Source organism: Pseudomonas sp. RGB (assembly GCF_007713445.1).
In the GTDB taxonomy this organism is placed as follows: domain Bacteria; phylum Pseudomonadota; class Gammaproteobacteria; order Pseudomonadales; family Pseudomonadaceae; genus Aquipseudomonas.
Genome location: NZ_VMSH01000002.1, coordinates 153,278 through 167,071, shown reverse-complemented (window position 1 = coordinate 167,071; position 13,794 = coordinate 153,278). Strand labels below are relative to the sequence as shown.

Genomic DNA, 13,794 nt, shown 5'->3' with positions numbered 1-13,794 from the left:
TTAGCCTATCGGGCGCCCTCAGCCTGATGAGAGCGCTCAGCCGATGAGTGCCGCTACGCGACTGCGCCTGTTTTGCCTGCCCTATTCGGGGGCCAGCGCCATGGTCTATGCGCGTTGGCGTCGGGCTCTGCCGGAGTGGTTGCAAGTGTGCCCACTGGAGTTGCCGGGGCGCGGCATGCGCATGGATGAGCCGTTGCAGCGCGACATCAAGGCCTTGGCAGCGCAGTTGGCGGATGAAATCAGCCGCGACCTGAACGGCCCGTATGCCCTGTTCGGCCACAGCCTCGGCGGCCTGCTCGCCTTCGAATTGGCCCACGCCCTGCGCGAGCGCGGTGCGCCTGAGCCGCTGGCGTTGTTTGCCTCTGGCACCGCCGGCCCGGCGCGTCGTGATGTGAGCGACTACGCCATTGAAAAGACTGACCAACAACTGATCGCCCGCCTGCGCGAATTGCAGGGCACCGCCGAAGAGGCCCTGGCCAACCCCGAATTGATGCAGTTGATGCTGCCGATCCTGCGCGCCGACTTCCTGCTCTGCGGCAGCTTCACCTACGGCCAGCGCGAACCGCTGGGCATGCCGATCCACGTGTTTGGCGGCAAGCAAGACAGCGTGCGCGCCGACCAGTTGCTTGACTGGCAGGCCGACGCCGCCAGCGGCTTTTCCCTGGACATGTTCGACGGCCACCACTTCTTTCTCGTGCAGCACGAAAGCGCCGTGCTGCGTTGCCTGCGGCGCTACGCCGACGAGCACCTCGCACGCTGGCGCAGTGACGCGGCGCGGCAGCTGGCCGCCGTCTGAACGCTCTCTATTTCTCGATTTTCCCGTAAGCCGATTTCAGGCAGGAACCCCATGATGGACGCCTTCGAACTTCCCCGCACTCTGGTCCAGTCCCTTCAACGCCGCGCCGCGCAGACCCCGGACCAGGTGGCCCTGCGCTTCCTCGCCGACTCTGCCGAGCAAAACGTTGTGCTCAGCTACCGTGACCTGGACCGGCGCGCCCGCGCCATCGCCGCCGCCTTGCAGGCCAATGTGGCGTTGGGCGAGCGTGCGGTGCTGTTGTTCCCCAGCGGCCCGGACTACGTCGCGGCGTTCTTTGGCTGCCTGTACGCCGGGGTCATCGCAGTGCCGGCGTATCCGCCAGAGTCCACGCGCCGGCATCATCAGGAGCGCTTGCTGTCGATCATCAGTGACGCCGAACCGCGCTTGCTGCTGACCATTGCCAGCCTCGGCGACGGCCTGGCGCAGATCGACAACGCACCCCCGGTGCTGAGCGTCGACACCCTGGATGCACAGCTCGCCGAGCGCTGGGTCGAACCCGAACTGCACGCCGATGACATCGCCTTCCTGCAATACACCTCCGGCTCCACCGCATTGCCCAAAGGCGTGCAAGTCAGCCACGGCAACCTGGTGGCCAACGAAGTGCTGATCCGCCGTGGTTTTGGCATCGACCTCAACCCGGATGACGTGATCGTCAGCTGGCTGCCGCTGTACCACGACATGGGCCTGATCGGCGGCCTGCTGCAACCGATCTTCAGCGGTGTGCCGTGCGTGTTGATGTCGCCGGCGTACTTCCTTGGCCGGCCGCTGCGTTGGCTGGAGGCGATCAGTGAATACCGCGGCACCATCAGCGGTGGCCCGGACTTCGCCTACCGCCTGTGCAGCGAGCGGGTCAGCGAATCAGCCCTGGAGCGCCTCGACTTGAGCACCTGGCGCGTGGCCTATTCGGGCTCTGAACCGATCCGCCTCGACACCCTGGAGCGCTTCGCCGAGAAGTTTGCGACGTGTGGCTTCACCCCGAACAATTTCTTCGCCTCCTACGGCCTGGCCGAGGCGACCCTGTTCGTCGCTGGCGGCACCCGCGGCCACGGCATCCCGGCCTTGCGCCTGGATGAACAGGCGTTGGCCGCCAACCGCGCCGAACCGGGGCAGGGCAGCGCGATCATGAGTTGCGGCACCAGCCAGCCGGAGCACGCGGTGTTGATCGCCGACCCGCACACGCTGAGCGAACTGCCGGATAACCACGTCGGCGAACTGTGGGCCAGCGGCCCGAGCATCGCCCACGGCTACTGGCGCAACCCGCAAGCGTCGGCCAAGACGTTTGTACAGCACGCCGGCCGCACCTGGCTGCGCACCGGCGACCTGGGTTTTATCCGCGAGGGCCAGGTGTACATCACCGGCCGCCTGAAAGACCTGCTGATCGTGCGCGGCCATAACCTGTACCCGCAGGACATCGAACAAACCATCGAGCGCGAAGTGGAAGTGGTGCGCAAAGGCCGCGTCGCCGCATTTGCAGTGAATGACCAGGGCCTGGAAGGCATCGGCATCGCCGCCGAAATCAGCCGCAGCGTGCAGAAAATCCTGCTGCCCGAGGCGCTGATCAAAGCCATCCGCCAGGCCGTGGCCGAGGCGTATCAAGAAGCCCCGAGCGTGGTGGTGCTGCTCAACCCCGGCGCCTTGCCGAAGACCTCCAGCGGCAAAGTGCAGCGCTCGGCCTGTGCCCTTCGCCACGCCGATGGCAGCCTCGACAGCTACGCGCAGTTCCCCGACCTGCAAGCGCAAGCGAGCGATGCGGCGTTGGAATCCGATCTGCAAAACCAGATCGCCGCCATCTGGTGCGAGCAGTTGCAGGTCGCAACCGTTGCGGCCGATGACCACTTTTTCCTGCTCGGCGGTAACTCCATCACCGCCACCCAAGTGGTCGCCCGCCTGCGCGAAACCCTGGGGCTGGAGCTGAACCTGCGCATGCTGTTCGAAGCGCCGACCCTGGCGAGCTTTGCCGCAAGCGTTGCGCAATTGCAGCAGGACGGCGGCATCGCTCAAGGCGCGATTCATGCCTTGTCGCGCCAGGATGACCTGCCGCAATCCCTGGCGCAAAACCGCCTGTGGATCACCTGGCAACTCGACCCGCAGAGCAGCGCCTACACCATCCCCGGCGCCTTGCGTTTGCGCGGCGAGTTGGACGAAGACGCGGTGCGCGCCAGCTTCCAGCACTTGATCGAGCGTCACGAAGCCCTGCGTACGCGCTTCTACGAGCGCGACGGCCAGGCCCTCCAGCGTGTGCAGGCAAGCGCCGAATTCGACCTGCAAATTATCGACCTCAGCGACCTGCCTGGCGCCGAGCGTGAGGCACGCGCGCAGCAGATCCGCGAAGACGAAGCGCGCACCCAGTTCGACCTGGAAAAGGGCCCGCTGCTGTGGGTGACCCTGGTGCGCCTGGACGACGAAGATCACCAATTGCTGGTGACGCTGCACCACATCATTGCCGACGGTTGGTCGCTGAGTATCCTCATCGACGAATTCTCGCGGCTGTATGCCGCCGCGACGCAAGGCCAGCCCCTGGCGTTGCCGCCATTGGCCCTGCAATACGCCGACTACGGCAGTTGGCAGCGCCAATGGCTGGCCGAAGGCGAAGGCCAGCGGCAACTGGCGTACTGGAAAACCCAGCTGGGCGAGGAACATCCGAGCCTGAGCCTGGCCACCGACCATCCGCGCTCGGCGCAACAACGCCACAGCGCGTCGCGCCATAGCGTGCGCCTGGAGGCCGGCCTCAGTGCAGCGATTCGCCAGACCGCCCAAGACAACCAAGCCACCCCGTTCATGCTGCTGCTGGCGGCGTTCCAAAGCCTGCTCTACCGCTACAGCGGCCAGCGCGATATCCGCATCGGCGTGCCGAATGCCAACCGCCCGCGCCAGGAAACCCAAGGCCTGATCGGCTTCTTCATCAACACCCTGGTGCTGCGCGCCGAGCTGGACGGGCGCCTGCCGTTCAACCAGCTGTTGGCTGCAACGCGCCAGACGGCGTTGGGGGCGCAGGCCCATCAGGACCTGCCGTTCGAGCAACTGCTGGAAGCCTTCCCGCACGCCCGCGAACAGGGCCTGTTCCAAGTCATGTTCAACCACCAGCAACGCGACCTGAGTGCCTTGCGCCGCCTGCCGGGCATGCTGGCCGATGAGTTGCCCTGGCACAGCCGCGAGGCCAAGTTCGACCTGCAACTGCACAGCGAAGAAGACCGCAACGGGCGCCTGAGCCTGTCGTTCGACTACGCCGATGAGCTGTTCGACAGCGCAACCATTCAGCGTCTCGCCGAGCACTTCATCAACTTGCTACACGCCGTGTGCGAGCAACCGCAACAGGCCATCAGCGACTTGCCGTTGATGCACGCCGACGAACAACAGCCGTGGAGTGAAGCGCCGTGCACGCCGGCGCAGCAGTGGCTGCCCGAACTGCTCAGCCAACACACCGCGGACAACACCGCGTTGGTCTGGCAGGACGGCAACCTGACCTTCGCCCAACTGCACACCCAGGCTAACCGCCTGGCCCATTACCTGCGCGACAAGGGCGTTGGCCCGGATGTGTGCGTGGCCATCGCCGCCGAACGCTCGCCGCAACTGTTGATCGGCTTGCTGGCGATCATCAAGGCCGGTGGCGCCTATGTGCCGCTCGATCCGGATTACCCCGCCGACCGCCTGGCCTACATGCTCCAGGACAGCGGCGTGCACCTGCTGTTGACCCAAACCTCACTGCTCGATCTGCTACCGGCACCCGAAGGTGTGTGCGTGATCGTCATGGACAGCCTGCATCTCGACAGCTGGCCGACCCAGGCACCGGGTTTGCATCTGCATGGCGACAACCTCGCCTACGTGATCTACACCTCCGGCTCCACCGGCCAGCCCAAGGGCGTGGGCAATACCCATGCGGCGCTGGCCGAGCGTTTGCAGTGGATGCAAGCCACGTATCAACTCAACGACACAGATGTGCTGATGCAAAAAGCACCGATCAGTTTCGACGTGTCGGTGTGGGAGTGCTTCTGGCCATTGATCACCGGTTGCCGCCTGGTGCTGGCCGGTCCCGGCGAGCATCGCGACCCGCACCGCATTGCGCAGTTGGTGCAGGAACACGGCGTAACCACCCTGCACTTTGTGCCGCCGCTGTTGCAGCTGTTTATCGATGAGCCGCTGGTGGCCGAATGCACCAGCCTGCGCCGCCTGTTCTCCGGCGGTGAAGCCTTGCCCGCCGAACTGCGCAACCGCGTCTTGGCACAGTTGCCGGCGGTGCAATTGCACAACCGTTATGGCCCGACGGAAACCGCGATCAACGTCACCCACTGGCAGTGCCAGGCCGAAGACGGCGAACGCTCGCCGATTGGCCGGCCGCTGGGCAATGTGATCTGTCGCGTGCTGGACGAACACCTCAACCCATTGCCGGCCGGTGTGCCGGGCGAATTGTGCATCGGCGGCATCGGCCTGGCGCGCGGTTACCTCGGCCGCGCCGGGTTGACCGCCGAACGTTTCGTCGCCGACCCCTTGGGCGAGGCGGGCACACGCCTGTACCGCACCGGTGACCGCGTGCGCTGGAGCGCTGACGGCGTACTCGAATACCTCGGCCGGCTCGATCAACAGGTCAAACTGCGTGGCTTTCGCGTGGAACCGGAAGAAATCGAAGCACGCCTGTTGGCCATGGACGGCATCGCCCAAGCCGTGGTGCTGGTGCGTGACCAGCAACTGATCGGCTACTACACCGCCAGCACCGCGCTGGACGCTCAACAGGTAAAAACTGCCCTGGCCGCCGAGCTGCCGGAATACATGGTGCCCGCGCAACTGCTGCGGCTGGAGGCGATGCCGCTGAGCCCCAGCGGCAAACTGGACCGCCGTGCCTTGCCGGCGCCGGTGTGGCAAACCCGTGAACACATCGAACCCCAAACCCCGTTGCAGCAGCAGATTGCGGCGATCTGGCGCGAAGTCCTCGGCCTGCCTCGCATTGGCCTGGGCGACGACTTCTTCGCCCTCGGTGGCCACTCGTTGCTGGCCACGCAAATCATCTCGCGCACCCGCCAGGCCTGCGACGTCGAGCTGCCGCTGCGCACCTTGTTCGAAGCCAGCGAGCTGGGCGCGTTTGCCGAGCAAGTCGGGCTGATCCAGGCCTCGGGCCAGCGCAACCAGCAAACCGCCATCGCCAAGGTCGACCGCAGCGCGCCGGTGCCGCTGTCCTATTCGCAGCAGCGCATGTGGTTCCTCTGGCAGATGGAACCGGACAGCCCGGCGTACAACGTCGGCGGCATGGCGCGCCTGCGTGGCGTGCTGGATGTGGGGCGTTTCGAGGCGGCGTTGCAAGCCTTGATCATGCGTCACGAAACCCTGCGCACCACCTTCCCGAGCCTCGACGGCGTGGCCCAGCAAAAGGTCGCGCCGCAAACCGGCCTGCGCATGGACTGGCAGGATTTCTCGGCGCTCACTGAAGCCGAGCGTCAGCTGCGCCTGCAACAACTGGCCGACCACGAAGCCCATACACCTTTCAACCTGGAAACCGGGCCATTGCTGCGCGCGTGCCTGGTCAAGGCCGGCGAGCAGGAACACTACCTGGTGCTGACCCTGCACCACATCGTCACCGAAGGCTGGGCGATGGACATCTTCGCGCGTGAACTCAGCGCGCTGTACGAGGCCTTTATCGACGAGCGCGATTCGCCGCTGGCGCCGTTGCCGGTGCAGTACCTCGACTACAGCGTGTGGCAGCGCCAATGGCTGGAGTCCGGCGAGCGTCAGCGCCAACTCGACTACTGGATCGGGCAGCTTGGGCATGAGCATCCACTGCTCGAACTGCCCGGCGACCGCCCGCGTCCGCCGGTGCAAAGCCATCAGGGCGAGCTGTACCGCTTTGACCTGAGCGATGAACTGGCCGCCCGCGTGCGCGCCTTCAATGCCGAACGCGGCCTGACCCTGTTCATGACCATGACCGCCACCCTGGCCGTGTTGCTCTACCGCTACAGCGGCCAGACCGACCTGCGCATCGGCGCGCCGGTGGCCAACCGCATTCGTCCGGAAAGCGAGGGCCTGATCGGCGCATTCCTCAACACCCAGGTGCTGCGTTGCCAGCTCACTGGGCAGATGAAGGTGGCTGAACTGTTTGAGCAGGTGCGCCACACCGTGATTGAAGGCCAGTCCCATCAGGACCTGCCGTTCGATCATTTGGTGGAAGCCCTGCAACCCCCACGCAGCGCGGCCTACAACCCGCTGTTCCAAGTGATGTGCAACGTGCAGCGCTGGGAATTCCAGCAGAGCCGCCAACTGGCCGGCATGACCGTCGAGTACCTGGCCAACGACGCGCGTGCGACCAAGTTCGACCTCAACCTGGAAGTCACCGACCTCGACCATCGCCTGGGTTGCTGCCTGACCTACAGCACCGACCTGTTCGACGAACCGCGCATTGCGCGCATGGCCGAGCATTGGCGCAACTTGCTGGAGGCATTGATCGCCAACCCGCAGCAGCGCCTCAGCGAACTGCCGTTGCTGACCGCCGTCGAGCAGCGCGCGTTGCAGAACAGCCTCGGTATGGAAGCGGGTGAGCATCGCCTCGATCAGTGCATTCATCAGTTGTTCAGTCAGCAGGCGAGCAAGCGTGCCGATGCGCCGGCGCTGACTTTTGCCGGTGAAACCCTGACCTACCGCGAACTGGACGCCCGCGCCAATCGCCTGGCGTGGATGCTGCGCGAGCGCGGCGTCGGCCCACAGGTGCGCATCGGCCTGGCGTTGCCGCGTTCCCTGGAAATGGTGATTGGCTTGTTGGCGATCCTCAAGGCCGGTGGCGCCTATGTGCCGCTCGACCCGGAATACCCGCTGGACCGCTTGCACTACATGATCGAAGACAGCGGCATCGGCCTGCTGCTCAGTGACGCGGCACTGTTCGAAGCCCTTGGTGAACTGCCGGCGACGGTGGCGTGCTGGTGCCTGGAAGATGACCTGCCGATGCTCGCCAATTACTCGGCCGACGAGCTGCCCTTTATCAGCTTGCCGCAACATCAGGCGTACTTGATCTACACCTCAGGTTCCACCGGCAAGCCCAAAGGCGTGGTGGTGTCCCACGGTGAAATCGCCATGCATTGCCAGGCGGTGATCAAGCGCTTTGGCATGCGTGCGGACGATTGCGAACTGCACTTTTATTCGATCAATTTCGACGCCGCCACCGAGCGTTTGCTGGTGCCGCTGCTCAGCGGCGCGCAGGTGGTGTTGCGCGCCCAGGGCCAGTGGGATGCCGAAGAAATCTGCGCGCTGATTCGCACCCATCGCATCAATATCCTCGGCTTCACCCCAAGCTATGGCAGCCAGTTGGCGCAGTGGCTGGCGACTCAGCGGCAAACCTTGCCGGTGCGCATGTGCATCACCGGTGGTGAGGCGCTGACCGGCGAACACTTGCAGCGTATCCGCGCAGCGTTCCAGCCCGAGGTGTTTTTCAACGCCTACGGCCCGACCGAAACCGTGGTCATGCCGCTGGCCAGTCTGGCGCCCGAGCACGTGGAGGAGGGCGCTGGCAGCGTGCCGATCGGCAGCATCATCGGCGACCGCGTGGCCTACATTCTCGACGCCGACCTGGCGCTGGTGCCGCAGGGTGCGACCGGCGAGTTGTATGTCGGCGGGGCCGGTCTGGCGCAGGGTTACCACCAACGCCCGGGCATGACCGCAGAGCGTTTTGTCGCCGACCCGTTTGCTACCAATGGCGGGCGTTTGTACCGCACCGGCGACCTGGTGCGCCAACGCGCCGATGGCCTGGTGGAGTACCTGGGCCGTATCGACCATCAGGTGAAAATTCGCGGTTTCCGCATTGAGCTGGGCGAAATCGAAACCCGCCTGCTGGAACACCACGCGGTGCGCGAAGCGGTGGTGCTGGCGCTGGATTCGCCGAGCGGCAAACAGCTGGTGGCTTACCTGGTCAGCGACGCCGACCACGGCACACTGCGCGACGCGCTCAAGGCACACCTTAAGGCGCAACTGCCGGACTACATGGTGCCTGCGCACCTGATCGTGCTGGACAGCATGCCGCTGACCGCCAACGGCAAGCTCGACCGCCGCGCCTTGCCGCAACCGGACCCGGAGGCGAACCGCCAAGACTACGTGGCGCCACGCAACGAACTGGAGCACACCCTGGCCGCGATCTGGTGCGCCGTGTTGAACGTGCAGCAGGTCGGCCTGGACGATAATTTCTTTGAACTGGGCGGCGACTCGATCCTGTCGATCCAGGTGGTCAGCCGTGCGCGGCAGGCCGGGATTCACTTCAGCCCGCGCGACCTGTTCCAGCATCAAACCGTGCAAACCCTGGCGGCCGTGGCCACGCGGTCCGAGCGGGTCAGCGCCGAACAAGGGGTGCTGACGGGCAGCTCGGGCCTGACGCCGATCCAGCATTGGTTCTTCGATACGGCGATTCCGAATCGTCAGCACTGGAACCAGGCGTTGCTGCTCAAACCGCTGCAACTGCTCGACCCGCATCGCCTGGAGCAAGCGTTGTTGGCGGTGCTGGAGCACCACGACGCCCTGCGCCTGAGCTTTACGCCGCGCGATGCCCAATGGCACGCCGAGCACTTGGCCGTGCCGCGCGGCGGCGTGCTGATGCAGGCGCAAGTGCGCGATATGGCGCAGTGCACCGCGCTGTTCACCGACACCCAACGCAGCCTCGACCTCGAACACGGCCCGCTGCTGCGCGCCTTGCTGGTGGATGGCCCACAGGGTCAGCAACGCCTGCTGATCGCGATTCATCACTTGGTGGTGGATGGCGTGTCGTGGCGCGTATTGCTTGAGGACCTGCAAACCGTCTACCGCCAACTGAGCGACGGCCAATCGGTCAGCCTGCCGGCCAAGACCAGCGCCTTGCGCGATTGGGCTGCGCGTTTGCAGGCCTATGCGAGCAGTGAATCCCTGCGTGAAGAGTTGAGCCTCTGGCAAGACCGGTTGGCCGGTGCTGCGGCGGTATTGCCGGTGGATCGCCCACACGGCTCGCTGCTCACTCGGGATGCCGACACGGTCAGCGTGCGCCTGGACGCGCAACACACTCGCCAGTTGCTGCAACAGGCGCCAAGCGCCTATCGCACTCAGGTCAACGACCTGCTGCTGACGGCGTTGGCCCGTGTGCTGTGCCGTTGGAGTGGTCACGATTCAGCGCTGGTCCAGCTGGAAGGCCATGGCCGTGAAACCTTGTTTGATGACATCGACCTGACCCGCAGCGTCGGCTGGTTTACCAGTGCTTACCCGTTGCGCCTGACACCGCAAGCTGGGCAGGGCGACTCGATCAAGGCGATCAAGGAGCAACTGCGCGGCGTGCCGCACAAAGGTTTGGGCTATGGCGTGCTGCGTTACCTGGCGGACGATCTGTGCAAGCAGACCATGGCTGCACTGCCAAGCGCCGACATCACCTTCAACTACCTCGGCCAGTTCGACCAGAGCTTCGGCGCCGATGCGCTGTTCCACCCGCTGGATGAGCCAGCCGGCCTGGCGCATGACCCGCAGGCGCCGTTGCCCAATGAGTTGAGCGTCGACAGCCAGGTGTACGGCGGCGAACTGGTGCTGCGCTGGACCTTCAGCCGCGAGCGCCACGATCAACAGACCATTCGCGAACTGGCCGAGGCCTACCTGGGCGAACTGCAAAGCCTGATCGCGCATTGCCTGAGCGACGCTGCCGGCGGCCTCACGCCGTCGGACTTCCCGCTGGCGCACCTGACCCAGCCACAACTCGACAGTCTGCCGGTGCCGGCCAGCGCCATCGAAGACGTGTACCCGCTGACGCCGATGCAGGAAGGCCTGCTGCTGCACACTTTGCTGGAACCGGGCACGGGTCTCTACTACATGCAGGACCGCTACCGCATCAACAGCGCGCTCGACCCGCAGCGGTTTGCCCAAGCCTGGCAGGCGGTGATCGCCCGTCACGAAGCCTTGCGCGCGTCGTTCTGCTGGAACGTCGGCGAAGACATGCTGCAAGTGATTCACAAGCCGGGCAGCACGCCGATCGAGTACCTGGACTGGAGCGCCGAGCCGGAAAGTGAACAGGAGCCGCGCCTGCAAGCCTTGCTCAAGGCCGAGCGTGAAGCCGGTTTCGATCTGCTTAACCAGGCGCCGTTTCACCTGCGCCTGATCCGCGTCGGTGAAGCGCGCTACTGGTTCATGATGAGCAACCACCACATCCTCATCGATGCCTGGTGCCGTTCGCTGTTGATGAATGACTTCTTTGAGATCTACATGGCTCTGGGCGAGGGCCGCGAAGCACAGTTGGCCACCCCGCCGCGCTACCGCGATTACATTGCCTGGCTGCAACGCCAGAACCTCGCTGAAGCACGCCAGTGGTGGCAGCACAACCTGCAAGGTTTCGAGCGCACCACACCGATCCCGAGCGACCGGCCGTTCCTGCGTGAACATGCGGGCCATAGCGGCGGTATGGTGGTGGGCGACTGCTACACCCGCCTGGAGGCACGCGACGGTGCGCAACTGCGTGAACTGGCGCAGGCCCATCAACTGACCGTCAACACCTTCGCCCAGGCGGCATGGGCGTTGGTGCTGCGTCGCTTGAGCGGCGAGCGTGACGTGTTGTTCGGCGTTACCGTGGCCGGGCGCCCGGTGGACATGCCCGAGATGCAACGCACTGTCGGCCTGTTCATCAACAGCATCGCGCTGCGGGTGAAACTGCCTGAAGACGGTCAGCGCTGCAGCGTGCGCCAGTGGTTGAGCGGCTTGCTTGACAGCAACATGCAGCTGCGCGAGTACGAGTACCTGCCGCTGGTGACCATTCAGGAACACAGCGAATTGCCCAAGGGCCAACCGCTGTTCGACAGCCTGTTCGTGTTCGAGAACGCGCCGGTGGAAGTCTCGGTGCTGGACCACGCGCAAAGCCTGAATGCCACCTCGGATTCCGGCCGCACCCACACCAACTTCCCGCTGACCGCGGTGTGCTACCCGGGTGATGACCTCGGTTTGCACCTGTCCTACGACCAGCGTTACTTCGACGAAAGCACCGTGCAGGGCATGCTCGGCGAGTTCAAGCGCCTGCTGCTGGCGCTGGTGCAGGGTTTCCATGGCGACATGGCCGACCTGCCGTTGATTGGCGCGCAGGAACGTGAATTCCTGCTCGACGGCTGCAACCAGAGTGAGCACGTCTACCCGTTGGAGCGCAGCTATATCGAGCTGTTTGAGGCGCAGGTGGCCGCGTATCCGCAGCGCATCGCCGCCAGTTGCCTTGACCAGCAATGGAGCTATGACGAATTGAACCGGCGCAGTAATGGTCTTGGCCACGCGCTGATCGCGGTGGGTGTTGGCCTGGATCAACCGGTGGCGTTGCTGGCCGAGCGCAACCTGGACCTGCTGGGCATGATCATCGGCAGCTTCAAGGCCGGCGCCGGTTATCTGCCGCTGGACCCAGGCCTGCCAAGCCAGCGCCTGAGCCGGATTATCGACTTGAGCCGCACGCCGTTGCTGGTGTGCTCCGAGGCGTGTCGCGAGCAGGCGATTGAATTGCTGGAAGGTACCGACTGCCAGTTGCTGGTGTGGGAGGAAGTGCCGGGCCGTGGGGAAAATCCAGGTGTCTACAGCGGCCCGGACAACCTCGCCTACGTGATCTACACCTCGGGCTCCACCGGCCTGCCCAAAGGCGTGATGGTCGAACAGCGCGGCATGCTGAATAACCAGTTGAGCAAAGTGCCGTATCTGGACCTGAGCCCGGCGGATGTAATCGCCCAAACTGCGTCGCAAAGTTTCGATATTTCCGTGTGGCAATTCCTCGCTGCGCCGCTGTTTGGCGCGCGGGTGGATATTGTGCCGAATACGGTCGCCCATGATCCGCAAGGTTTGCTGGCGCATGTGCAGGCCCAGGGCATTACTGTGCTGGAAAGCGTGCCGTCGCTGATCCAGGGCATGCTCGCCCAGGAACGCATGAGCCTGGACGGCCTGCGCTGGATGCTGCCGACGGGCGAAGCGATGCCGCCGGAGCTGGCGCATCAGTGGTTGCTGCGGTATCCAGACATTGGCCTGGTCAACGCTTATGGCCCGGCGGAATGTTCGGATGACGTGGCGTTCTTCCGCGTTGATCTGGCGTCAACCCAAGGCACTTATTTGCCGATTGGCACCCCGACTGACAACAACCGGTTGTACGTGCTCGATGGCGCACTGGCGTTGGTGCCCCATGGCGCGGTTGGCGAGCTGTGTGTGGCGGGGACTGGTGTGGGCCGTGGTTACGTCAGCGATCCGTTGCGCACGGCGCAGGTGTTTGTGCCCAACCCATTTGGCGCACCCGGCGAGCGTCTCTACCGCACCGGCGACCTGGCACGTCGGCGCAGCGATGGCGTGTTGGAATATGTGGGGCGTATCGACCACCAGGTGAAGATTCGCGGCTACCGCATCGAGCTGGGTGAAATCGAAGCGCGCCTGCATGAACAGCCGCAGGTGCGTGACGCCGCGGTGGGCGTACAAGAGGGCGTCAACGGCAAGCACTTGGTGGGTTACCTGGTGGCGGCGGATGAACGCCTCAACCCGAGCGAGCGCCTGGACCGCATCAAGCAACGCCTGCGCGCAGAGCTGCCGGAATACATGGTGCCACTGCACTGGTTATGGCTCGAGCGCCTGCCGCTGAACGCCAACGGCAAACTTGACCGCAAGGCCCTGCCGGCGCTGGAGATCGGCCACTTGCACAGTCAGGACTACCTGGCGCCGCGCAACGAACTGGAAACGACGTTGGCGGCTATCTGGGCCGAGGTACTGAAAGTCGACAAGGTGGGTGTGCAGGACAACTTCTTCGAGCTCGGCGGGCACTCGTTGCTGGCCACGCAGATTGCCTCCCGAGTGCAGAAAACCCTGCAACGCGATGTACCGCTGCGGGCGATGTTTGAGTGCAGCACGGTGGCGGAGTTGGCTGAGTATATCGAGGGCTTGGCGGCGAATGAGATCAGTGCCGAGAAGGTCGATCGGTTGAGTGATTTGATGGCGGAGTTGGAGGGGCTTTAAGGAAAACTGGAACAACTGGCGGTGAGAGAAATTGTGCTTATTTCCGCCTT

The 13,794-nt window shown here is 64.6% G+C and carries 2 protein-coding genes; both read left to right on the top strand.

Translation table 11 applies throughout. The annotated features are described in order from the left end of the window. The first annotated feature begins 43 nt into the window (after window positions 1-43). Complete coding sequence (locus FPT15_RS04390; RefSeq protein ID WP_145158823.1) at window positions 44-796, top strand: thioesterase II family protein; 753 nt, start codon at window positions 44-46, stop codon at window positions 794-796. A gap of 51 nt (window positions 797-847) precedes the next feature. Further along, window positions 848-13,744 carry a non-ribosomal peptide synthetase gene (locus FPT15_RS04385; protein WP_145158821.1) on the top strand — a complete coding sequence of 4,299 codons (12,897 nt, stop codon included), beginning with the start codon at window positions 848-850 and terminating at the stop codon, window positions 13,742-13,744. The last annotated feature ends 50 nt before the right edge of the window (window positions 13,745-13,794 follow it).

Coding starts and splice junctions, on each gene's coding strand:
- FPT15_RS04385 (WP_145158821.1), top strand. CDS start 848: ATGATGGACGCCTTCGAACTTCCCCGCACTCTGGTCCAGTCCCTTCAA.
- FPT15_RS04390 (WP_145158823.1), top strand. CDS start 44: ATGAGTGCCGCTACGCGACTGCGCCTGTTTTGCCTGCCCTATTCGGGG.